Raw genomic sequence first — 22,382 nt, 5'->3', positions numbered from 1 at the left:
CGCGGGAAGCGGTTCATGCCGGCACCTAGAAGGTTTGACCTGATGTCATCGCCAGATGCTCGACGATCGGACCAAGCGCCAAGGCCGGGAAGAAGGTCAGTCCGCCGACGATCAGGATGACGCCGCAGAGCAGGCCGACAAAGAGTGGACCGTGGGTCGGGAAGGTCCCGGTCGAGGCAGGCACCGTCTTCTTCATTACCAGCGATCCGGCGATGGCAAGCGCCGGGATGATCACCAGGAAGCGGCCCATCAGCATGGCGATGCCAAGCGTGACGTTGTACCAGGGCGTGTTGCCGGTCAGCCCGCCGAAGGCCGAGCCGTTGTTGGCGGCAGCCGAGGTATAGGCATAGAGGATTTCCGAGAAGCCGTGCGGCCCCGGATTTCCGATCGAGGCCACGCCTGTCGGCAAGAGGACGGCGACCGCGGTGAAACCGAGCATCACCAGCGGCAGGATGAGGATGGCGAGAACAGCCATCTTGACTTCCTTGGCCTCGATCTTCTTGCCGAGATATTCCGGCGTGCGGCCAACCATCAGGCCGGCGACGAAGACCGTCAGGATGACGAACATCAGAATGCCGTAGAAACCGGCGCCGACGCCGCCGACAATGACTTCGCCCAACTCCATGTTGATCAGCGGGATCAGGCCGCCGAGCGCCGTGAACGAGCCGTGCATGGCGTTGACCGCGCCACAGGAGGCGGCTGTTGTGACAACGGCGAACAGTGACGACAGGACGATGCCGAACCGGACTTCCTTGCCCTCCATGTTGCCACCCTCAAGGCCCATGGCATGAACCAGCGGATTGCCGGCAGCCTCGGCCCAGTAGGTGACTGCCACGCCAGCGACAAAGAGCACACCCATCGTGGCAAAGATCGCCCAGCCCTGACGCTGATTGCCGACCATGCGGCCGAAGACATTGGTGAAACCTGCGCCGATGGCGAAGATCGTCACCATCTGGATGAGGTTGGAGATCGCGTCCGGATTTTCAAAGGGATGTGCGGAGTTGACATTGAAGAAGCCGCCGCCATTGGTGCCGAGCATCTTGATCGCCAATTGCGAGGCGACCGGGCCGAGCGCGATGGTCTGCTGCGCGCCTTCGATCGTCTTTGCCGTCACGTAGGCACCGAGCGTCTGCGGTACGCCGAGATAGACGTAGGCAATCGTCAGCACGATGCAGACCGGCAGAAGGATGTAGAGCGTGGCGCGGGTCATGTCGACCCAGAAATTGCCGATCGACTTGCCCGACGCCCGCGCGAAACCGCGAATGAGCGCGACGGCGATGGCCATGCCGGTCGCGGCGGAGGCAAAATTCTGGACTGTCAGCCCGGCCATCTGCACGAGATAGGACATCGTGCTTTCGCCACCATAGTTCTGCCAGTTGGTGTTGGACACGAAACTGGTGGCGGTGTTGAATGAAAGCTCAGGACCGACCGCGGTCATGCCCGCAGGATTGAACGGCAGCGACCCTTGAAACCGCTGCAGCGCGTAGAGAATGGCAAGGCCTGCGAGGTTGAACAGGAGCAGCGCGAACACATAGCTCGTCCAGTGCTGCTCTTCCTTCTCGCTGGTACCGGAAAGCCGGTAAAGGCCGCGTTCGACAGGAGCGAGGAGCGGCGACAGCACTGTGCGCTCGCCGCCGAAAACACGCGTCATATAGGCGCCGAGCGGCCTGACGAGTAAAATGACGATCCCGYAGAAGATGAGGATCTGGATCCATCCATTGAGTGTCATGGCAATAACTTTCCGAACCTGGCGTCGTTAGAAGCGCTCAGGGCGAATGAGGGCGTAGGTCAGATAGGCGAGGAGAAACGCGGTCACGCCGGCTCCGAGCACATAATCGACAAGCATTTCTCTTAATCCTTCGAATTAGAGACGGTCGCAGGCCCGGGTGTAGGCAAACGACAGCGCGAAAAACAAAACGCCGATCCCGATCAAGACAATATCCATCATCGATCCAGGCTCCTTTTGTTGAATTTCATCTTTCCCTCCTCTTCAAAGGTGGGAGGTGACGCGAAAGAGGCCCCGTCCGATCATGCTTCTGCACACGATCAGGGGCCTGAATTCCGCGACTGACCATGCCGCCGAACCGCATTAGCGTTCGAGACGGGCCGCGAGGGAGAGATATAAAAATCTCATAGGAGTTTTGGCGGTGGCCGGCTTGCCGATCACAGCGCTCTTTCCACGCAACAGTCATCGTTTCTGAAAATATCGAGGCCGCTCGAATAGTTCGCACCCGCCGAACGTACTTGGGAAAGATACAACCAATCTTGCGCCGTGCGTCACAAGGAACAACCACCGGTGTTTCACTGTGTTTCCCACCTTCGACACCGGCTGCCCAAAGTAACGGCGAGGGCTCGACACGGCTTGACTTTTGGGATGCTCAAACCCAGTGATGAACCGTGCATTTTTGGGGAAACTGCATGAAATATGCATCCGTGGGTTTTGCCTTGGGAGCGCTCTGTCTCGCCATGCCGGCGCAGGCTGACCCTTTGCCACGCCCATCCCCCGCCGCCGGATCTGTCATTGCCCGCAAATCCGGTGAGGAAGTCCGCTTCGTCGATGTTTCCGGCTGGCGTTATGTCGATCTGCAGCAGGACCTCCTGAGCGGCGACGTGCTGCGCACCAACGCCACCGGCCAGCTTGCCGTCCTGTTTTCCGACCGTACCCAGGTTCGCCTCGGCCGCAACACCTCGCTTCTGGTCAAACAGATGGGCGGCAATGGCGATACCGGGCTGGAGCTGCAATCCGGCACGATCTGGGCCCGCGCCGAACGCGGCGGCCAGGGCGTGGTCATCGACACGCCGGCAGCGGCGGCCGCCATTCGCGGCACGGACTGGACAATGACCGTCGGCGCCGACGGCAAGACCTCGCTGATCGTGCTGGAAGGGCTGGTCGAACTGAAGAACGAATTCGGCAGCGTTGAGGTTGCGCAGGGCGAAGGCGCCGTCGCCGCGATCGGCAAGGCTCCGTCAAAGATCATCATCGCCAAGCCGAAAGAGCGCGAGCAGATGCTGTTCAACCTTTCGCTTCGCGACTCCTTCCGCTGGATACCGCCGACCGATCTGACGGCCCAAGAGCAACGCCGGCTTCGAGACCAGGTGGAAGCCAAGCCGACGCAAGATCGCACGGCGGAAGAATGGCTGGGGCTTGCCGAGAGCTCGGTGACGCTCGAAGGCCGGCAGAAAACGCGCGCGGCCCTGGAAGGCGCACGGGCGAAGGGACTTGATCGTCGCCAGCAGGCACGGGCGACACTCATCGAGGCAATGCTCAGCGGCACGGAAAACCGCTACGCCGATGCGGCGAAACTTTTTGCCAAGGCTCAAGGCGGGCTCGATCCGCGCCGCGCCAATATCGCGCGTTATGGCGGTTATATCGCCCGCTCCCTTGCCGATCCCAACCACATTGAATCGCCGCCCGAGATGGTGGACAGCACCTCGTCCGCCATCGGCAAGGCCTGGGTTGCCGGTTTCCGCGAGGACGTGCGCACTGCGCTCGATGTTGTCAAGGATGCCGAACACGCTCACCCCGACGACGCCATGCTGCCTGCCGCGCGGGCCCAACTTGCCATCCTGCTTGCCGACGAGGCCGAGGCGAAGGATGCGATCGACCGGGCGCTCAGCCTCGATCCCGACAACCCGGAGGCGCTGGATGCGCGCGCCACCTACAAGATGGGGATCACTTACGATCGCAAGGGCGCCGTGGAGGACCTCATGCGTGCCGTCGCCGTCGCGCCGGGTGACAGCAATATCTGGAACACGCTCKGCCTTGCCCATTCGGACCGCGACGACAACAGAAAGGCCGAAGAGGCTTACAAGAAAGCGATCGAGCTCGATCCGCTTGACCCACTTCCGCACGCGAATCTTGCCATCCTCTATCTCGACGAGATGCGCATGGAGGAAGCCAAGCGAGAAATCGACCTCGCGATGGAAGTCGACCCGGGCTTTGACATGGTGCTCCTGGCGCGCGGACGCTACCACATGCAGATGGGTGACCTTGAGAAAGGTATGCAGGATCTACTGGCCGCCTCCGCGTCCAATCCCGGCATATCCAACACCCAGCTCATGCTGGCCGCTGCCCACTATGCCAAAAAGGAACGCGACCCGACCGCGCAGGCTCTCGACAATGCCCAGCGACTCGATCCGCATGATCCTCTGGTCGCCGTCGTGCGCACCGCGATCGCCATCGACGAATATGATGCGGTTACAGCAATCCGGAACGCGCAGGAGATTATGCGCCTGACGCGCGCGCGCGGTGGCGACTATGCCTCTCTCGGCGCCAACCAGACGGCCGGCTCCACCCTGAATGATGCCTTCCGCCTGCAGGGACTGGATGCCTGGGGGCAGTATTACGGCGACGCCGTCTTCGACCCGTTCACCGCGACGAGCTATTTCGACCAGGCGGTACGCGGAAGTATCAGCCCGTTCCTCAACAGCTATTCCACCGCGCTGACGCCATGGTCTCCGCTCGGCAACCAGGACAGCTATTCCGCCTATATCCAGGGCCTGCTGCTCGGGCCGCACATGCTGGCAAGCCGGGAGCGGACGACCAATCTCCTGGACCAGCCATTCTTCGAGACGGAGCTAACGGGCGGCTTCGTGACTGGTGGACGTGAAACTACCTATACGGGCGGCGCCGAAATCCGCGGCCTCACCTTCAGCCCCTTCCCGATCAGCATCAATGCCGATCTCAGCTGGAGCCGACCGAGAGACGAGGTCCGGAGGATCGATGATGGAAATGTCCTATTCGATACCGACATCACCAGCGGCACCGGCTATATCACGATGTCGCCGACGCCGGACGACCGGATTCTGGCATTTACAAGCTATGGTTCGTCGGAAGCCTTCCGCAACGAAATACCCGTCACAATTTTCGACGGACTGATCCAGGATCTCGATGTCTCGGAGCTGTCGAGCGGTTTAGCCTGGAGCCATACATTCGACTATAAGAATATTCTCAATATTGGGCTGTTCTACAACGATCAAAAAGTAAATTCTCAAACCGAGACAGTCGATTTGGTCCTCAGAAATGGCCGACTTGCTGCTGCTCATGGCCTCAATGTTGGGGAGGCCAGGGTCAAGAGCTACACGGCGGCCATGAACCATATGATTGGCGATGACAACCTTACCTGGCGTTATGGGGTTGAAGGTAGCCTTGTAAAAAACTCATCCAGTTCTGAGACCCTTGTCCTTTTTGACTTCAACGGCGACGGCGTTCCGGACGACTTCGACTATGACAAAGATATCGTCGATACCGATGATCGTCTCGCCCGCGTCTATCTCGACGCCCGCTATGAAATAACTCCGTCTCTGACCTTGGAGGCTGCGGCGTTCGGTCGTTTCCTCGACAGCGAGGACGACAGTCTGGCGCGCTTCGAGCCACGCCTCGGCCTCGCCTGGAGCCCCATTGAAAACCATTGGCTGCGATTCGCCTATCTTCGCGAAGGCGAAAATTTCGAGGCGCCGACGCTTGCGCCCGTCGGTATTGTCGGGCTGCAGAGCAACCAGATCGGTCTGGACGGCGACGGCTATATCGACACCGTCGCCTTCCGCTGGGATGCGCAATGGTCCGATCGCTTCTTCACCGCCTTTGATTACCAGCGGCAGGAGGCGCACAAGGTTTCGCTCGTTCAGCCACTGGAAATCCCGACGCTCGACTTCGACAGGGCGCGCATCGACCGCGCCGCCATCACGGGGAATCTGGCGCTCGGACACGGTTTCGGCCTTTCGGCCACCTATGCCCATCTCGATTCGAAGAATCTCGATCCGCTGACGGGCGGTTATGGCGGGTCGCTGATCTTCGTGCCCGACCAGACCGGCCAGATTGCCGTCACTTGGGTCAATCCGGCCGATATCAAGCTGACGGTCGCCGCCAACTATGTCGGCGAACGGGTTGGAGACGATGATACAGGCGAAGAACTGGACGACTACTGGACACTCGATGCCAGCCTTGTCTGGGAACCTTTCGACAAACGCGCCGAGCTGGAAATTTCCGCCTATAACCTGCTCGACGAGGATTTTGAACTGGCGCCGGGCGTCAAGGGCTGGGGACCGACCGTCAAGGGCACGCTTTCGGTGCGCTTCTGATGCAGCCCCGAAATAAGAATGGCTACGGAACCAGTGGATCGACGCTGCAGAAGGCGCGCTGGCGTCAGGCTCGCCTTGTGCTGCTCGGCCTGTTCGTGACGGTGGCACTGGCGTTGTTTTCCCTCACCTCCCCTTTCTCGCTCGCCGAACTGCGCAGCTTCGACTACCTCTCCACCCTTAGGCCACTATCGCTTCCGAGAGACGGCCCCGTCATCGTCGCCATCGACGAGCCCTCGATGGCCGAGATCGGCAGCCAGTGGCCATGGCCCCGCACCTTGCATGCCCGGCTGGTAAACGCCCTGCGCGCCGCCGGAGCAAAAGCCATTGGCCTCGACGTCATCTTTGCCGAACCTTCGGCTGACCCGCAAAACGACGCCGCCCTTGCAGACGCGCTTGGCCCCGATGTCGTTCTGGCCGGTGACGAAACGCTGATCGAGACGCCACAGGCGGACCAGTTCGTGCGGACGGAGCCGTTGGCAGAATTTGTCGCGCGCGGCGCACGGACAGGGATCGCGTCGGTTCACTTGAGCGGCGACGGCACGTTGCGGCAGGTACCTGCTTATGCCGATGGTTTTGCCGCGCAACTGGCCAAGGTTGCGGGCCGGCCGCAACAGCCGATATCCGCAACGGCCCTGCTGCAGACATTCGGTCCGGCGCGAACCTATCCGACCGTCTCCTACTATCAGGCCCTTGATCCGGGCCAGTTCCTGCCGGACGGTTTTTTCCGCGATCGCGTCGTCATTGTCGGCCTCAGCCTGCAGAATGCGCCGACCCTCCAGGCCGGCGGCGCCGATGCCTTTGCCACTCCGTTCACCGTCCACTCCGGCCATCTGGTCGCGGGCGCTGAAATCCAGGCGACGATCTTCGACAATATCGCCCATGGCCTGTCCATCACCAAAGCGGGGCATACGGCGGTGATCGCGGCGATCGCGCTTGGCGCACTCCTGGCCTGCGGCGTGGTTTTCCGGGCAACGGGATGGCCGACGACGGTGATCAGCATCGTCGTGCCGGCTCTGCTGATTGCCGCAAGCTACGCGATATTGCGGCTTAGCCATATCTTCATCTCGCCGATCGGACCGGTCCTGGCCTATCTGTCCGTCGCTGCCGGTCAGGCGGGACTGGACTATGCCACTGAGCGCCGCAGCCGCCGTGACATCACCCGGGCCTTTTCGCGCTACCTCTCACCGGCCCTGGTCGCGCGACTTGCCAACGATCCAGAGCAGCTGAAGCTGGGCGGCGAACGGCGGACCCTGACCATTCTTTWTTGCGACGTGCGCGGTTTCACCACCATTTCCGAGGCTCTGAAGGACGATCCCGAGCAGCTGACGATGCTGATCAACCGGCTGTTGACGCCGCTGTCCGACATCGTGCTGGAAAGCGGCGGCACGATCGACAAATATATCGGCGATTGCCTGATGGCCTTCTGGAACGCCCCGCTCGACGAGCCCCGCCATGCCAGTCTTGCGGTCGGCGCGGCGCTCAAGATGCTGGAAGCGATCGAACACCTGAATGAAGACTTGCAACGGGAAGCGGCACAGGCTGGCATAAAGGCGCGAGTGCTCAAGATCGGCATCGGCATCAACACCGGCGACTGCGTTGTCGGCAATATGGGCTCTTCGCGCCGGTTCGACTATTCCGTGCTCGGCGATGCCGTCAATCTTGCCTCGCGCCTGGAGGGCGAATCGAAGAATTATGGCGTCCCGCTTTTGCTCGGCGAACGCACGGCATCGCTTAGCGACGCGGATTTCACCATCGCCGAGCTCGACAGCATCACCGTCAAGGGCCGCACGACATTGTCGCCGATCTTCACGGTGCTTCCAGCCGTAAAGGCCGAACCGCTTGCGGCGCACCGCCAGCTGATCGCCGCCAAGTATGCGGGCAACCTGAGCAGCAAAGATCCAGCTTTCGGGGAACTCGAAGGCGAGATTCCCCACCTTGCTGGCTATTACCGATTGCTGCGGTCGCGACTGCCTTCATGACCGGCCACGCCGCGTCAAAATTGTAGACCCGATTGACTTGCTACCGCGAAGGATTAAGCTTTCTTCGATCACAAACACTATGCACCCGGGAATCGTGGCGTATGGTGAAAGTGGCTGGGCATCCTTGAGGAGGATAAGGTTTGCCATGGATTATCGTGATATTCTGCTGATCGCCGCATCCGTCATCGCTCTTTCTTCGTTTGATGCCCGATCCGAGGAGGGCGATGCGGCGGCAGGCGCCACCGTTTTCAAGAAATGCGCGATCTGTCATATCGTTGAATCCGACAAGAACAAGGTCGGTCCGTCGCTCAATGGACTGTTTGGCAGAAAAGCCGGAACGCATCCCGATTTCGCCTATTCGGCGGCGATGAAGGCGGCCGGCGACAGCGGTGTCGTCTGGGACGAGACGGCGTTGCGCGACTATCTGCACAATCCGAAAACCAAGGTGAAGGGCACAAAGATGGCCTTCGCCGGCCTGAAGGACGATCAGGAGATAACCGATCTGATTGCCTACCTGAAACAATACTCCAAGTGACGGGTTGCGTGATAGCCGCGCGGCACATCCGTAAAGCGCTTTAATTATTTTTCGCTTCTGAGACACTATAACGGCATTCTGTAGATACGGCTTCATGTCCATGGTCGAGTCGGCTCAGGGAGGGTCGAAAATGGCTGTCGTGCTGATCCTCGTCTTACTGGTGGTGGGCTCCGTGCTGTTCCACCTTTTGAGCCCGTGGTGGTGGACGCCGATAGCGTCCAACTGGACCTATATCGACAGCACACTCGTCATCACCTTCTGGATCACCGGTATCGTCTTCGTCGCTGTCGTCTCCTTCGTCGCCTATTGTGTCTGGCGCTTCCGGCACAAGCCGGGCCACCGGGCGGCCTACGAGCCGGAAAACCGGAAGCTGGAATTGCTGCTGGCATCCGGAACCGCCGTCGGTGTCGCCGCCATGCTTGTACCCGGCCTTTTCGTGTGGAACCAGTTCATCACCGTGCCTGACGATGCCGCACCGGTCGAGGTTGTCAGCCAGCAGTGGTTATGGAGTTTCCGCCTGCCGGGCGTGGACGGAAAGCTCGGCCGTTCGGAAACGCGTGACATCAGCCCGGAAAATCCGCTGGGCGTCAACAAGAACGATACGGCCGGTCTGGACGACGTCATCGTCGAGGGCGGCGAGCTGCACCTGCCGGTCGGCAAACCGGTCCGCATCCTGTTGCGCTCCATTGATGTCCTCCATGATTTCTACGTACCGGAATTCCGCGCCAAGATGGACATGATACCCGGCATGATCACCTATTTCTGGTTCACGCCGACGCGGACGGGAACCTTCGATATTCTCTGCGCCGAACTTTGCGGTGTCGGCCATCCGCAGATGCGAGGGACCGTCGTGGTCGATGAAGCGGCGGACTATCAGACCTGGCTGCAGCAGCAGCAGACGTTTACCCAGCTTCTGGCATCGGGAGAACCGCAGCCGGCAAACTGAACACGGCAGGACGGCATCGGAGCGAAAGGGAAGAAAGATCATGGTCGAGATTCCAGCCGGCAGCGCAGACGCCGTCCCGGCCGCCGAAGTTGAGGACATGGAGCTTTACCATCCGAAAAGCTGGTGGACGAAATATGTCTTCAGCCAGGATGCCAAGGTCATCGCCGTGCAATACTCGGTCACGGCCATCTCGATCGGTCTTGTGGCGCTCGTGCTGTCCTGGCTGATGCGTCTGCAGCTGGCCTTTCCCGGCACCTTCGCCTTCATCGACGCGGATCACTATTATCAGTTCATCACCATGCACGGCATGATCATGGTGGTCTATCTGCTGACCGCCCTGTTTCTCGGCGGTTTCGGCAATTACCTGATCCCCCTGATGGTCGGCGCGCGCGACATGGTGTTTCCCTATGCGAACATGCTGAGCTACTGGATTTATCTTATCGCAGTGCTGATCCTGGTCGCGGGTTTTTTCGCCCCCGGCGGACCGACAGGAGCCGGCTGGACGCTCTACCCGCCACAGGCTGTTTTATCCGGCACGCCCGGCGGCCAGGACTGGGGCATCATCCTCATGCTGTCCTCGCTGATCGTCTTCATCATCGGTTTCACCATGGGTGGCCTAAACTATGTCGTTACCGTGCTGCAGGGCCGTGCGCGCGGCATGACGCTGATGCGCATGCCCTTGACCGTCTGGGGTATCTTTACCGCAACGGTGATGGCGCTCCTGGCCTTCCCCGCCCTTTTCGTCGCCTGCGTCATGATGCTGTTCGACCGCCTGCTCGGCACCAGTTTCTTCATGCCGGCCATCGTCGAGATGGGGACGCAATTGCAGCACGGCGGCGGCAGCCCGATCCTGTTCCAGCACCTGTTCTGGTTCTTCGGGCATCCGGAGGTCTATATCGTTGCGCTGCCTGCCTTCGGGATCGTCTCGGACCTTATCAGCACGCATGCGCGCAAGAACATCTTCGGTTATCGGATGATGGTCTGGGCGATCGTCATCATCGCAGCCCTGAGTTTCGTCGTCTGGGCGCATCACATGTATGTCAGCGGCATGAACCCTGCCTTCGGCTTCTTCTTCGCCACCACGACGCTGATCATCGCCGTCCCGACGGCGATCAAGGTTTACAACTGGGTGCTGACATTGTGGCGCGGCGACATTCACCTGACGCTGCCCATGCTCTTTGCACTGGCCTTCATCGTCACCTTCGTCAATGGCGGGCTAACCGGCCTGTTTCTCGGCAATGTTGTCGTCGATGTCCCGCTGTCCGACACGATGTTCGTCGTCGCCCATTTCCACATGGTCATGGGCGTGGCACCGATCCTCGTCGTCTTCGGGGCGATCTATCACTGGTACCCGAAAGTGACCGGGCGCATGCTGAACGAGGCGCTCGGTCATATCCACTACTGGGTCACCTTTCTCGGCGCCTACCTAATCTTCTTTCCGATGCACTATCTCGGCCTGCTCGGCGTGCCGCGCCGCTACTACGAGATGGGAGAGACAAGCTTTGTTCCGCCTTCGGCTCACACGCTGAACATCTTCATCACCGTCATGGCGCTTGTCGTCGGGGCCGCCCAGGTGGTCTTCCTGTTCAATCTGATCTGGAGCCTTTTCAGAGGCAGGGAGGCAGGCGGCAATCCATGGCGTGCGACGACACTCGAATGGCAGACGCCTCAGACGCCGCCGGCCCATGGCAACTGGGGCAAGGACCTGCCGGTCGTCTATCGCTGGGCCTATGACTACAGTGTGCCGGGGGCGCCCGAGGATTTCATTCCGCAGACGCAGCCGGCAACCGACGGCGTAACGCGCGAGGTCATGGCATGAACGTCACGCTGCTCTTCCTCGCAGTCATCGRCGCCATCATCGCCTGGTGGATGGCGGGGCAGCGGCTGACCTCTAAGCCGTGGCTTGAAGCCAGCCCGGTGCAGGCGGCAACCGGCCTGGAAGATCCGCCTGTCCCGACGATAAAAATCGGCCTCTATGTGTTCCTCGGCGTCGTCGGCGCCCTCTTCAGTCTTTTCATCAGCGCCTATTTTATGCGTATGGCTTCTTCGGACTGGTGGGGGATGCCGGTTCCGCGGCTGCTCTGGGTAAACACCGCCCTCATCGCCGCCAGCAGTGCAGCGCTGCAATGGGCAAAAAACCAGGCGCAGCATGGCCGCATGGAGAACCTGCGGCCTGCGCTTGCCGCCGCCTTCCTGTTTGCGGCCCTCTTTCTGATAGGACAGATCGAGGCTTGGCGGGAACTGAACGCAGCCGGCTACGTGCTGGCCGACAACCCCGCCAACAGTTTCTTCTACATGCTGACCGGCCTGCACGGCCTGCATATTCTCGGCGGCCTTGCCGTTACCGGCCGCACGACACTCAGGGCATTCGCAGCCGATATCGAACCGGCGCAGCTTCGCCTCAGCGTCGATCTTTGCACCGTTTATTTCAATTTCATGCTCGCCGTCTGGCTCGTACTCTTCGCGCTCTTTGCCGGCTGGGCGAACGATTTCGTCGATCTCTGCCGCCAACTGCTCAGCTAGGAGATTTCCAGATGACCCAATCTGCCCAGACACACGGCGATCCGGACCTTCGGCCGGCCGGCCTGCGCGGCGTCGCTGCCGATTTCGGCTCGGATCAGCGCGCCTTCAAAACCGCCTCTTGGGGCAAGGCGATGATGTGGATCTTTCTCCTCAGCGACACCTTTGTGTTTGGATGCTTCCTCTTGGCCTATATGACCGCCCGCATGTCGACCCCCGTCGCATGGCCCAATCCGAGCGAAGTCTTCGCACTGCATATCGGCGGGCAGGACGTTCCTTTGATCCTGATCGCGATCATGACCTTCGTGCTGATCTCAAGCAGCGGCACCATGGCGATGGCGGTCAATTTCGGCTATCGCCGCGAACGCGGCAAGACCGCCGTCCTGATGCTCGCAACTGCGCTTCTCGGTGCGACATTCGTCGGCATGCAGGCTTTCGAATGGACCAAGCTGATATCGGAGGGCGTGCGCCCCTGGGGAAACCCGTGGGGTGCCGCGCAATTCGGCTCGGCCTTCTTCATGATTACCGGCTTTCACGGCACCCATGTCACGATCGGCGTCATCTTCCTCCTCATTGTCGCCCGCAAGGTCTGGCGGGGTGATTTCGACACGGAACGGCGCGGCTTTTTCACCAGCAGGAAGGGCCGCTACGAGGCCGTCGAGATCATGGGCCTTTACTGGCACTTCGTCGATCTGGTCTGGGTGTTCATCTTTGCCTTCTTCTATCTGTGGTGAGGAATAGGGTCATGAGCGAGACAACTGCGCATGCACAAGTGCAAAGCGGACAGCATCACCCGATCCGGCTCTACCTTGTCGTCTGGGGCCTGCTCTTCGTGCTCAGCGCCTGTTCCTACATGGTCGATTATCTCGGGATTCTGGGCTATCTGCGATGGTCACTGATCCTTCTGTTCATGATACTGAAGGCGGGGCTGATTGTTGCCTTTTTTATGCATATGGCCTGGGAACGTCTGGCGCTCGTCTACGCCATCCTGCTGCCGCCGCTGCTCGTGCTGATTTTCGTCGCGCTGATGGTATCGGAATCGAACTATACGATCTTCACCCGGCTCGCCTTCTTCGGCGCCGCGCCGTAGCCCATCAGCTGGAGGCGGTGTTTTCCGGGTAGAGCCTTACCGGTGGCCTGGTCAGACCCGCGCCCAGAACGCCAAAAGCCCGCGACATTTTGTGCGGCGGGCTTTGTGACTGGTTACGGGGCCGGGTTGCACAGAAACTTGCGCTTTGATCGCACGTCACGCCCGATGGCAGCGCAAGATTTTTGTCTGTCCACTTGGCTGCGCGCAGGCGGCTCCCGTGAGCCGCCGCGCGGATCACAGCGCCTTTTCAAGCTCTGGCAGGATGGTGAAGAGATCGCCGACGAGGCCGTAGTCGGCGACCTGGAAGATCGGGGCTTCCTCGTCCTTGTTGATGGCGACGATGACCTTGCTGTCCTTCATGCCGGCCAGATGCTGGATGGCGCCGGAGATGCCGACCGCAATGTAGAGCTGCGGCGCAACGACCTTGCCGGTCTGGCCGACCTGCCAGTCGTTCGGGGCATAGCCCGMATCGACSGCGGCACGCGATGCGCCGACGGCGGCACCGAGCTTGTCGGCCACCGGCAGGATGACCTCCTGGAATTTTTCCGACGAGCCGAGTGCGCGGCCACCCGAGATGATGATCTTCGCCGAGGTCAGCTCCGGACGGTCCGACGAGGACAAAGCGTCCTTGACGAAGGTCGAGAGACCCGGGTTGGCGGCAGCCGCGATGGTTTCGACCGGGGCCGAACCGCCTGCTGCAGCCGAGGCGAAGGAGGCCGTGCGCACGGTGATCACCTTCTTGGCCTCGCCCGACTGCACCGTCTGGATGGCGTTGCCGGCATAGATCGGCCGCTTGAACGTATCGGCCGAGACGACCTCGGTGATCTCGGAGATCTGGGCGATGTCGAGCAGCGCGGCGACGCGCGGCAGAACGTTCTTGCCGACCGAGGTGGCGGCCGAAATGATCGTGTCGTAGGAGCCGGCCAGCGACACGATCAGGGCGGCGAGCGGCTCGGCCAGATTGTTGGCCAGGTCGCCGCTGTCGGCCAGCAGCACCTTGGCGACGCCGGTGAGTTTTGCGGCAGCGTCGGCGGCGGGCTTGGCGCCCAAGCCGGCCACGAGCACATGCACGTCGCTTCCAGTCCCACTGGCGATCTTCGCGGCAGCCGTCAGCGCCTTGGCGGTCTGGTCGGACAAGGTTGCGTTGTCGTGATCGGCGAGAAGAAGAATGGTCATGATCGTAGTTCCTTTCGCGATCGTTAGAGGACGCCGGCTTCGTTCTTGAGCTTGTCGACCAGTTCGGCCACCGTCTTGACCTTGATGCCGGCCTTGCGGCCACCCGGCTCCTCGGTCTTCAGAACGTTCAGACGCGGTGCGGTGTCAACGCCGAAATCGGCTGGCGACTTCTTGTCGAGCGGCTTCTTCTTGGCCTTCATGATGTTCGGCAAAGAGGCGTAGCGCGGCTCGTTCAGGCGCAGGTCGGTGGTGACGACGGCCGGCAGCTTGATCTCGATGGTCTGCAGGCCGCCATCGACCTCGCGGGTCACCTGGGCCTTGCCATCGCCGAGTTCGATCTTCGAGGCGAACGTCCCCTGCGCCCAGCCGAGCAGCGCCGACAGCATCTGGCCGGTCTGGTTTGAATCGTCGTCGATCGCCTGCTTGCCGACGATGATCAGGCCGGGCTGTTCGGCCTCAGCCACGCCCTTGATGATCTTGGCGACGGCCAAAGGCTCGACCGCGTCGTCGGTCTCGACCAGGATCGCCCGGTCGGCCCCCATCGCCAGCGCCGTGCGCAGCGTTTCCTCGGCCTTGGCCGGACCGACGGAGACGACGACCACTTCCGACGCCTTGCCGGCTTCCTTCAGCCGCAAAGCCTCCTCGACCGAAATCTCGTCGAACGGGTTCATCGACATCTTCACATTGGCAAGCTCGACCCCCGTGCCGTCCGGCTTCACCCGGATCTTCACGTTGTAGTCGACGACACGCTTGACGGTGACCAGAACTTTCATGATGTCCTTCCTTACGAAACGTTTGCGAGAAAATGCGCTTTAACGCAGCGGCCTGATTGTCGGTTGGCGACATCGATACGCGTTTTTTCTCCAATTACAATCTTTGCCCCTTGGTTCCCTCGCAAGATTGTCATGGGGAAAATACTGACGTTTACGTGCGCGTCAATATTAAACTGGAAGAGTGCGACCATCTTCTGCGAAGCCTTGGCGTCTCATGGTCATGGTCGCCCCGTCAACGCATTGGTTTCAATCGGATATCACAGCAATTCCGTGCTTGTCCGGTCAAGGTCACATCGGTCTGCCCCAGGGCGTGGGCTTCTTGACAGTCTCACCGACAGAAGACGGCGCGCCTGCCGCTGCTGCTTCAACATGCCGCACGGCGCGCGGCGTGACGATCGTGCGGTCGAAAAGCGGCACGTCGCGGCGGCGCAAAATGACAACCAGGATCAGCCCGGCGATGATGCCGCCGACATGCGCGCCCCAGGAGACGCCGCCTTCCGGATCGACGGCCAGCATGAAGAACTGCTGGCCGATCCAGAAAGCCAGCGGAATGAAGGCGGGCAGGGGAAGCGGAATGCGGAACAGCACCAGCACCCAGACGCGCACCTTCGGATGCAGGAGGAAATAGGCGGCGACGACGCCTGAAATGGCGCCGGACGCCCCGATCAGCGGCGCCTCGGAGGCCGTGTTGACCAGCCCATGCGTCAGGGCGCCGGCGGCAGCGCAAAGAAGGTAGAAGATGAGGAAGCGGAAATGCCCCAGCGCATCCTCGACATTGTCGCCGAACACCCAGAGGAACAGCATATTGCCGGCCAGATGCCAGAAGTCGCCGTGCAGGAAGGAATAGGTGAGGTAGGTGGCATCATCGGGAACGAGCACGAGGTTCGGCGCCAGATGCGCGTAGTCGAAGACGATGGCGGGGATATAGCCCAGGCCCATCGTCGCGGCATTGGTAAGCTCCTCCGGCGCCAGAAGCGGCCCGGTGATCAGCCAGACGAGGGTGTTGATGACGATCAGGCTGATCGTGACATACTGAACCTTGATATGTTTGAGGGAATTCGCGTCATGCAGCGGTATGAACATAGGCGCGCCGGTCCCTCGAAGTGGTGATGAGCGTCAAGCTTATCTGTTTTTTCCGGGAACCCAAAGCACATCCGACTTGCCCTTGCCGTTGGTCCAGCGGGCGGCGACGAAGAGGAAATCCGAAAGCCGGTTGACGTAGGCCAGCGCTTCGCTGCTGACGATCTCGCCGTCCATCCGGGCAAGATCGACCATCAGCCGCTCCGCCCGCCGCGCCACGGTGCGGGCGATGTGCAATGCGGCCGCAGCGCCACTGCCGCCGGGCAGCACGAACGAGCGCAACGGATCGAGGTCGGCGTTCAATTCGTCGATCTCGGCCTCCAGTCGCGTCACCTGCGAGGCGATGATCCGTAGCGGCTCATAGGCCAGCGTCTCGCCGGTATCGGGCGTCGAAAGGTCGGCGCCGAGGTCGAACAGGTCGTTCTGGATGCGCATCAGCATCGTATCGAGCGTGGCGAATTGCTGCGTATGCTGGCGTGCCAGCCCCACGAACGAATTGGCCTCGTCGATCGTGCCATAGGCATCGACACGCAGATCGCTTTTCAGGCGGCGCGGACCGGTGGCAAGGCCCGTCGTGCCGTCGTCGCCTGTCTTGGTGTAGATCTTGTTCAGCTTCACCATCGCTCAGCGGCCGCCGCCGGTGATCCACAGCGTCAGCATGATCAGAACGATCGCCACCGCCTGCAGGAACACGCGGGCCTGCATCAATTTATTGGATGTGTTGCCGTCGCCGCCCTTTGCCATGTTTACGAGGCCGCGGATGAGGACGATGGCGACGAGGCCCATGACGAGCAATGTCAAACCGGTCATAAAACTGTTCATGTGTATTACCTTCGTCTTTCCCGTCAGCCGAGCCGGCCGATAATGCGATAGAACAGCCCGGCCGGAAGCAGTTTCTTCAGAATCGCGCCCTGTTTGGCCGGCTGCGTCACGATGTAATGCGGCTTCGGCTTCTTTGCGGTCAATGCGCGTTTCAGCGCAGTATACACCGCATCGGGTTCGAGCTTGCCTTTTGCCGGAGCGCTTTCGCCCCTCAGCCGCCGCATCTGCCGTTCATATTCCTTCGCATGCACCGAACCTTTGAGGTCGATGAAGCGCTCGATATAGGGGACGGCATTGGCGGTGAAGCGCGATGTGATCGGACCCGGTTCGATCAGGCTGACCTCGATGCCGCTGCCTTCAAGTTCCATGCGCATCGTCAGCGTCAGGCCTTCCAGAGCGAACTTCGAAGCATTATAGGCGCCTCGCCATCGATAGGGAACAATCCCGAGAATGGATGAGCATTGCACGATCCGTCCATGCCCCTGCGCCCGCATCGCCGGGATGACGCGCCGCGTCAGGTCGTGCCAGCCGATGACATTGGTCTCCAGTTGCAGCCGCAAGGCCTCCGCGGGCAGGTCCTCCACAGCGCCGGCCTGGCCATAGGCGCCGTTGTTGAACAGCGCATCCAGCCTGCCGCTGGAACGGGCAAACACGTCGTCGACGAGATTGGAGATGCTGTCCGGTTTGGTATAATCCATCAGGAAGGCTTCGATGCCGTCGTTCTCGAGCGCGGCAAGATCCTCCAGCCGCCGGACGGTGGCAAACACCCGCCAGCCGTCCCTTGACAGTGCCCGCGCGCACCAGGCGCCGATACCGGAAGAGCAGCCGGTGACGATTATCGTGGGACGGTCGGTCATAAGGGTCGTTTCCTGTAGAAATTGCCGTCCGGTTTCCCATATTCATGAACGGGTTACAATCGTAGAACGCTGCTGGAATTATTGGAGAAAGAATGCCGGCCTTCATTCGCATAGCCTGGAAGGTYGTCTTCGATGCCGTGTGGCATTTCAGCGAGGACGACGGCTGGGCGATGGCGAGCCATGTGGCGCTCTCCACCCTTTTGGCGATCTTTCCGTTCCTGATCTTCGGCACGGCGCTCGGCAGCTTTCTCGGCGCTGACCAGTTTGCGACGACGGCGGTGCATTTCATCTTCGATACGTGGCCCGAATCGATCGCCAAGCCGATTTCCGATGAGGTGGTGCGGGTGCTGACCATCCCGCGCGGCGGGTTGCTCACCCTGTCGGTCCTGGCCGCCGCCTACTTTGCCTCCAACGGCGTCGAGGCGTTGCGCGTCTCGCTCAACCGCGCCTACCGGGTTGCCGAAAGCAGGCCCTGGTACAAGACCCGCGTGGCGAGCCTTGTTTTCGTCTTTGCAGCGGTGCTGGTCCTTGCCATCGTCAGCCTCCTGCTGGTCGCCGTGCCGCTCGCCATCCGCTATTTCGGTATCTATCTTCCCTGGTTCAACACGCTCCTGACCATGATCGACAGCTGGAGCCTGCCCGGCGTCTTCGTCATGCTGACCACCGGTCTCGTCGTCAGCCATCTCTGGCTGCCGGATGGGCGCCGCAAGATCATGGATGTCCTGCCGGGCATCGTCCTGACGCTGATCGCCTGGTCGATCGGCGCCTATGTGTTTGCCTCCTACATTGCGACCTTCGCCAATTACGTTTCGACCTATGCCGGCCTTGCCTCGATCATGATCGCGCTGGTCTTCCTCTACATCGTTGGTGTCATCTTCATCCTTGGTGCCGAGATCAACGCAGCGATCCTGAAATACAAGGTGAAGCGCATGGTGTTGCGCAGTTTCAGGGGGCCGAAGGACGATGCGATCAAACCGGTGGATGGGCCGGGCGAGGCGGAAGCGTCCAAGGAAAGGGCCCTATAGAACCATCGTCCGGACATCGTCCGGCGTCTTGCCCGCCTCGCGGAAGGCGGCGATGCCGGTGTCGCGGTTGCTCTTTGACAATTTGCGTCCATCCGGACCAAGGATCAGCCGGTGGTGGTGATAGGCCGGTTGGGGAAGGTTGAGCAGGCTTTGCAGCAGCCGGTGCACCGATGTCGCATGGAAGAGGTCGCATCCCCGGACCACATGCGTCACCTCCTGCAGAGCATCGTCCACCGTCACCGCCAGATGATAGCTCGATGGCGCATCCGAGCGGGACAGCACGACATCGCCCCAGGCGGCCGGATCGGCGGGCATCGCGCCGGTTTCCCCATCCGGACCTGTGCCGGTTTCCTGCCAGGTCAACGGCTCCTTCAGCTCAGCCAGCGCTTTGGCCATGTCCAGCCGCCACGCATGCGGCTTGCCGCCGGCGAGCATCCGTTGACGGGCGGCGGCCGATAGTTTCCGTTCCTCGCCGGGGTACAGCGGTGCGCCGTCCGGATCGCGCGGCCAGGCTTTGCCCGCTGCCTCGAATTCGGCGACGGCAGACTTGATCGCACCGCGCGTCAAGAATGCCGGGTAGACGAGATCCCGGTCGATGAGCTTGCCCAGCGCCTGGCGGTAAAGATCGAGGTGCTCCGATTGCCGCCGCGCCGGTTTTTCCCAGTCGAGCCGCAGCCATTCCAGGTCTGCGATGATCCCGGCCTCGAATTCCGGCGTACAGCGGGCAATGTCGATATCCTCGATCCGCAGCAGGAAGCGCCCGCCTTCCGTTTTCGCCATGTCGTGATTGAGGATGGCCGACAGCGCATGGCCAAGGTGAAGCTGGCCATTCGGGCTTGGAGCAAACCGGAATACAGGTTGTTTTGACGGAGCTTTGTTCATATTTACGTCTTGGCACGGAAGTGTGCTGGCGGCCATTCGTTTCGCGCTTGGCAAGCTTCACGCCGATGATGTGCTGGAGGATTTAAGATGCGGATCATCCGCACGCACGAGGATATCGCCGCCGGCCTGAGCGGGCTGGTGATGCTGGATGCACGGCTCGAGCACGTCGTGTCGAAAGCCGGTCCCGTGCCGCTGCGCCGCACCGATCCCGGTTATCGCGGCATCGCCAATATCATCGTCTCGCAGATGGTGTCCAAAGCCAGCGCCGCCGCCATCTGGAGCCGCATGGAGACGGCGCTCGGCAGCATCGATGCCGCCACCGTCACAGCCATGTCCGACGAGGATTGCCGCCTGGTCGGCCTGTCACGCGCCAAGGCCGATACGCTGCGGCGGGTGGCCCGCGCAGTGCTCGACGGCGAGCTCGATCTGGAGGCGATCTGTTCGGTCGAGGGCCGTGCTGCAATCCGCGAGATGACGGCGATCAAGGGCGTCGGCCGCTGGACCGCGGAGGTCTATCTTCTGTTCTGCGCGGGGCATCCGGACGTGTTTCCGGTCGGCGACGTGGCGCTGCAGAATGCCGTCAGTCATGCGCTGATGCTGGAGATGCGCCCCTCCATCCGCGAACTTGATTCGCTGACTGAACTCTGGGCCCCATGGCGCAGCGTTGCTGCGCGTTTGTTCTGGGCCTACTATGCCACCGAAATGCGCCGGGATGGCACGCCAGCCACTTCATAAGACAAAAAGCGAATCTTTGTTTCCTTTTTCCTTTTGGCTTCACAATCCTGACGCAACGGGCCTAATATAGAAGGTGCAGGTGCCGAATCGAGCAGGAGTATACTGGCTTGACGATTGCAGTCTCACCACACGGCCTCCCAGCGCTCGTGCTGAACGCTGACTATAGGCCGCTGAGTTATTACCCCTTGTCGCTGTGGTCCTGGCAGGACGCGATCAAGGCCGTTTTCCTAGACCGCGTCCATATCCTGGCTGAATACGATCATCAGGTCTCTTCTCCCAGCTTCTCCATGCGCCTGCCAAGTGTCGTCTGCCTGAAAAGCTACGTGCAGCCGTCGCGCCATCCGGCCTTCACACGGTTCAATGTGTTCCTGCGTGACCGGTTCGAATGCCAGTATTGCGGCTCGCCGGATGATCTGACATTTGACCATGTGATCCCGCGCTGCTGCGGCGGCCAGACCACATGGGAGAATGTCGTTGCGGCGTGCTCTCCGTGCAATCTGCGCAAGGGCGGCAAGCTCCCACGCCAGGCTGGGATGTTCCCGCACCAGAAGCCGTTCCATCCGACGGTGCAGGACCTGCACAACAACGGCCGGCTGTTCCCGCCAAACCATCTGCATGACAGCTGGATGGACTATCTCTACTGGGATGTCGAACTGCAGCCGTGATGCCTTTGGCCGGTGAAAGGCGGCTGCTCTGGCAGCCGCTTTGATCTTTATGCCTTGGCAGCGCCACGCAGGGCAATGGCTGCCAGGATCAGGCTGGCGATGACGTTCCAGCCGGCAAAGGAAAGCCCGAGAACGCGCAACGCTGCATCCGTGCAGGAGGGGCCGTGCTTGCTGTCGAGATCGCCAAGCAGGTCGCCGACATTGCCGGAAACACCCGAAGCCGACGTGGCGCAGGTCGCCGGTCCTTCCCAGAAATGCCATTCGACGCCGGCGTGATAGACGCCGATGCCTGCGCCGACAAGCATCAGGATGCCGATGACCAGAAGCAGCGCCCGCGTCGTCCAGGCGGGAAGCCGCAGAACCGAAGCCGCAATCGCGGCGATGCCGATCGGAATGCCCCAGTAATAGGGCGTTCGCTGCATCAGGCAGAGCGCGCAGGGGATATAGCCGCCGATATGCTCGAAGGCGAGCGCGCCGCCGACAGTGCCCGTCATGCCGATCGTGGCGAAGAGGGACGGCAGAAGGCTGCGGGTAGATTGGGTCGGGCTTGCGCTCACGGAAGGCTCCATCGAAATATCAGGCAAGAAAACGGTAAGCGGCGAAGATGGCGATCAGCAGGCCGGCCACCGCGGCGGCCAGCATGCCCAGCCGCTTTTCGATGAAATGGCGGATGCCTTCGCCGTAACGCTGCAAGAGCCACGCCAAAAGAAAGAAGCGGGCGCCACGGGCGATAATCGCCGAGATGATGAACAGGCCGAGATTGATGTTGGCAGCGCCGGAAAGGATGGTCACGACCTTGATCGGCGGCAGATGCGCAAGGCCCGAGGTGACCAGCAGAAGGAYCAGCGTCTCGTAGCCGACCGATKCCTTCATCGCCTCGAAGGCCTCAAGCTTGCCGTAGAAATGCAGGATCGGCCTGGCCAGCGCCTCGAAGGCGTAATGGCCGATATACCAGCCGGCGATGCCTCCGAGCACGGAGGCGACGGTCGCGACCAGTGCATAGCGGTAGGCGCGCTCCGGCCGGGCCAGTGCCATCGGCAGGAACAACACATCGGCCGGGACGAGGAAGACGGAACTCTCGACGAAAGCGATGACTGCAAGCCACACTTCGGCGGATTTCCGGGCGGCAAGCGACATGGTCCAGTCGTAGAGGCGTCGAAGCATCAAGGATTTCCAGTTTCGGTCCACGCCTTTTAGGCAGGATTGCCCATGCTGT

The 22,382-nt window shown here is 61.2% G+C and carries 22 protein-coding genes; 11 read left to right on the top strand and 11 right to left on the bottom strand.

Translation table 11 applies throughout. The annotated features are described in order from the left end of the window. Positions 1–25 precede the first annotated feature (25 nt). Both kdpA and kdpF read right to left on the bottom strand, forming a co-directional pair. The gene (gene kdpA / locus AC1D17_RS11365; protein WP_477565521.1) at positions 26–1,729 is read right to left on the bottom strand and encodes a potassium-transporting ATPase subunit KdpA; all 1,704 of its coding nucleotides are present in this window, start codon (positions 1,727–1,729) and stop codon (positions 26–28) included. A gap of 27 nt (positions 1,730–1,756) precedes the next feature. Further along, a complete protein-coding gene (kdpF, locus tag AC1D17_RS11360; RefSeq protein ID WP_477565520.1) occupies positions 1,757–1,846 on the bottom strand; it encodes a K(+)-transporting ATPase subunit F in 90 nt (29 codons plus the stop codon). Between the two features lie 572 nt (positions 1,847–2,418). Between kdpF and AC1D17_RS11355 the strand changes: the two genes are divergently transcribed. From AC1D17_RS11355 to AC1D17_RS11320, 8 genes are all read left to right on the top strand, one after another. Continuing rightward, positions 2,419–6,081 (top strand): FecR domain-containing protein, encoded by a 3,663-nt coding sequence (locus tag AC1D17_RS11355; RefSeq protein ID WP_477565519.1) that lies wholly within the window; start codon positions 2,419–2,421, stop codon positions 6,079–6,081. After that, the gene (locus AC1D17_RS11350; RefSeq protein ID WP_477565518.1) at positions 6,081–8,060 is read left to right on the top strand and encodes a CHASE2 domain-containing protein; all 1,980 of its coding nucleotides are present in this window, start codon (positions 6,081–6,083) and stop codon (positions 8,058–8,060) included. Before AC1D17_RS11355 ends, AC1D17_RS11350 begins: the two co-directional genes overlap by 1 nt. A 145-nt stretch (positions 8,061–8,205) precedes the next feature. Beyond that, positions 8,206–8,595, top strand: a complete 390-nt coding sequence (locus tag AC1D17_RS11345; protein ID WP_477565517.1) for a c-type cytochrome — start codon at positions 8,206–8,208, stop codon at positions 8,593–8,595. A gap of 130 nt (positions 8,596–8,725) precedes the next feature. After that, positions 8,726–9,541, top strand: coding sequence for a cytochrome c oxidase subunit II (locus tag AC1D17_RS11340; RefSeq protein WP_477565516.1), 816 nt, complete (start codon positions 8,726–8,728; stop codon positions 9,539–9,541). 40 nt (positions 9,542–9,581) lie between these two features. Continuing rightward, complete coding sequence (ctaD, locus tag AC1D17_RS11335) at positions 9,582–11,360, top strand: cytochrome c oxidase subunit I (protein ID WP_477565515.1); 1,779 nt, start codon at positions 9,582–9,584, stop codon at positions 11,358–11,360. Next, complete coding sequence (locus AC1D17_RS11330) at positions 11,357–12,064, top strand: cytochrome c oxidase subunit 3 (RefSeq protein ID WP_477565514.1); 708 nt, start codon at positions 11,357–11,359, stop codon at positions 12,062–12,064. The genes ctaD and AC1D17_RS11330 overlap by 4 nt, the downstream gene beginning before the upstream one ends. Positions 12,065–12,075: 11 nt before the next feature. After that, a complete protein-coding gene (locus tag AC1D17_RS11325) occupies positions 12,076–12,795 on the top strand; it encodes a heme-copper oxidase subunit III family protein (protein ID WP_477565513.1) in 720 nt (239 codons plus the stop codon). Between the two features lie 11 nt (positions 12,796–12,806). Further along, a complete protein-coding gene (locus AC1D17_RS11320) occupies positions 12,807–13,151 on the top strand; it encodes a cytochrome C oxidase subunit IV family protein (protein ID WP_477565512.1) in 345 nt (114 codons plus the stop codon). Positions 13,152–13,385: 234 nt separating this feature from the next. Here the strand turns inward: AC1D17_RS11320 and AC1D17_RS11315 are convergent, their stop codons facing one another. The 6 genes from AC1D17_RS11315 to AC1D17_RS11290 form a co-directional block, all read right to left on the bottom strand. Continuing rightward, a complete protein-coding gene (locus tag AC1D17_RS11315; protein ID WP_477565511.1) occupies positions 13,386–14,327 on the bottom strand; it encodes an electron transfer flavoprotein subunit alpha/FixB family protein in 942 nt (313 codons plus the stop codon). A gap of 23 nt (positions 14,328–14,350) precedes the next feature. Next, positions 14,351–15,100, bottom strand: a complete 750-nt coding sequence (locus AC1D17_RS11310; protein ID WP_477565510.1) for an electron transfer flavoprotein subunit beta/FixA family protein — start codon at positions 15,098–15,100, stop codon at positions 14,351–14,353. A 288-nt stretch (positions 15,101–15,388) separates the two neighbouring features. Further along, on the bottom strand, positions 15,389–16,183 hold the full coding sequence (locus tag AC1D17_RS11305; protein ID WP_477565509.1) for a rhomboid family intramembrane serine protease: 795 nt from the start codon (positions 16,181–16,183) through the stop codon (positions 15,389–15,391). Positions 16,184–16,222: 39 nt separating this feature from the next. Next, complete coding sequence (locus AC1D17_RS11300; protein WP_477565508.1) at positions 16,223–16,801, bottom strand: cob(I)yrinic acid a,c-diamide adenosyltransferase; 579 nt, start codon at positions 16,799–16,801, stop codon at positions 16,223–16,225. 3 nt (positions 16,802–16,804) lie between these two features. Then, positions 16,805–17,002 (bottom strand): twin transmembrane helix small protein, encoded by a 198-nt coding sequence (locus tag AC1D17_RS11295; protein WP_477565507.1) that lies wholly within the window; start codon positions 17,000–17,002, stop codon positions 16,805–16,807. Positions 17,003–17,025: 23 nt separating this feature from the next. Then, positions 17,026–17,859, bottom strand: a complete 834-nt coding sequence (locus AC1D17_RS11290) for an SDR family oxidoreductase (RefSeq protein ID WP_477565506.1) — start codon at positions 17,857–17,859, stop codon at positions 17,026–17,028. 92 nt (positions 17,860–17,951) lie between these two features. On the opposite strand from AC1D17_RS11290, the gene AC1D17_RS11285 reads away from it, so the two are divergent. Beyond that, positions 17,952–18,884 (top strand): YihY/virulence factor BrkB family protein, encoded by a 933-nt coding sequence (locus AC1D17_RS11285; protein WP_477565505.1) that lies wholly within the window; start codon positions 17,952–17,954, stop codon positions 18,882–18,884. Here the strand turns inward: AC1D17_RS11285 and gluQRS are convergent. Beyond that, positions 18,879–19,766 (bottom strand): tRNA glutamyl-Q(34) synthetase GluQRS, encoded by an 888-nt coding sequence (gluQRS, locus tag AC1D17_RS11280; protein ID WP_477565504.1) that lies wholly within the window; start codon positions 19,764–19,766, stop codon positions 18,879–18,881. The two genes, AC1D17_RS11285 and gluQRS, sit on opposite strands and share 6 nt — an antisense overlap. 87 nt (positions 19,767–19,853) lie before the next feature. Between gluQRS and AC1D17_RS11275 the strand changes: the two genes are divergently transcribed. Together AC1D17_RS11275 and AC1D17_RS11270 are read left to right on the top strand one after the other, a co-directional pair. Then, the gene (locus AC1D17_RS11275; RefSeq protein WP_477565503.1) at positions 19,854–20,501 is read left to right on the top strand and encodes a DNA-3-methyladenine glycosylase family protein; all 648 of its coding nucleotides are present in this window, start codon (positions 19,854–19,856) and stop codon (positions 20,499–20,501) included. Positions 20,502–20,608: 107 nt separating this feature from the next. After that, positions 20,609–21,166, top strand: a complete 558-nt coding sequence (locus AC1D17_RS11270; protein WP_037125657.1) for an HNH endonuclease — start codon at positions 20,609–20,611, stop codon at positions 21,164–21,166. A gap of 47 nt (positions 21,167–21,213) precedes the next feature. Here AC1D17_RS11270 and AC1D17_RS11265 read toward each other — a convergent pair whose 3' ends face one another. Both AC1D17_RS11265 and AC1D17_RS11260 read right to left on the bottom strand, forming a co-directional pair. Then, positions 21,214–21,735: a disulfide bond formation protein B gene (locus tag AC1D17_RS11265; protein WP_477565502.1), complete on the bottom strand. Its 522-nt coding sequence runs from the start codon at positions 21,733–21,735 to the stop codon at positions 21,214–21,216. A gap of 7 nt (positions 21,736–21,742) precedes the next feature. Next, positions 21,743–22,330, bottom strand: coding sequence for a YqaA family protein (locus tag AC1D17_RS11260; protein WP_477565501.1), 588 nt, complete (start codon positions 22,328–22,330; stop codon positions 21,743–21,745). Positions 22,331–22,382 lie beyond the last annotated feature (52 nt).

The sequence above is a fragment of the Pararhizobium sp. P1_E7 genome (genome assembly GCF_056405855.1).
The sequence above is the reverse complement of the archived record's forward strand: the minus strand, read 5'-3'. Positions and strand labels throughout refer to the sequence as shown.

Bases quoted from the DNA above. Each gene is read 5' to 3' on its own strand.
- AC1D17_RS11340 (WP_477565516.1), top strand. From the start codon at position 8,726: ATGGCTGTCGTGCTGATCCTCGTCTTACTGGTGGTGGGCTCCGTGCTG.
- AC1D17_RS11310 (WP_477565510.1), bottom strand. From the start codon at position 15,100: ATGAAAGTTCTGGTCACCGTCAAGCGTGTCGTCGACTACAACGTGAAG.
- kdpF (WP_477565520.1), bottom strand. From the start codon at position 1,846: ATGCTTGTCGATTATGTGCTCGGAGCCGGCGTGACCGCGTTTCTCCTC.
- AC1D17_RS11290 (WP_477565506.1), bottom strand. From the start codon at position 17,859: ATGACCGACCGTCCCACGATAATCGTCACCGGCTGCTCTTCCGGTATC.
- ctaD (WP_477565515.1), top strand. From the start codon at position 9,582: ATGGTCGAGATTCCAGCCGGCAGCGCAGACGCCGTCCCGGCCGCCGAA.
- AC1D17_RS11345 (WP_477565517.1), top strand. From the start codon at position 8,206: ATGGATTATCGTGATATTCTGCTGATCGCCGCATCCGTCATCGCTCTT.
- AC1D17_RS11320 (WP_477565512.1), top strand. From the start codon at position 12,807: ATGAGCGAGACAACTGCGCATGCACAAGTGCAAAGCGGACAGCATCAC.
- AC1D17_RS11265 (WP_477565502.1), bottom strand. From the start codon at position 21,735: ATGGAGCCTTCCGTGAGCGCAAGCCCGACCCAATCTACCCGCAGCCTT.
- AC1D17_RS11300 (WP_477565508.1), bottom strand. From the start codon at position 16,801: ATGGTGAAGCTGAACAAGATCTACACCAAGACAGGCGACGACGGCACG.
- AC1D17_RS11305 (WP_477565509.1), bottom strand. From the start codon at position 16,183: ATGTTCATACCGCTGCATGACGCGAATTCCCTCAAACATATCAAGGTT.
- AC1D17_RS11275 (WP_477565503.1), top strand. From the start codon at position 19,854: ATGCGGATCATCCGCACGCACGAGGATATCGCCGCCGGCCTGAGCGGG.
- AC1D17_RS11325 (WP_477565513.1), top strand. From the start codon at position 12,076: ATGACCCAATCTGCCCAGACACACGGCGATCCGGACCTTCGGCCGGCC.
- gluQRS (WP_477565504.1), bottom strand. From the start codon at position 19,766: ATGAACAAAGCTCCGTCAAAACAACCTGTATTCCGGTTTGCTCCAAGC.
- AC1D17_RS11295 (WP_477565507.1), bottom strand. From the start codon at position 17,002: ATGAACAGTTTTATGACCGGTTTGACATTGCTCGTCATGGGCCTCGTC.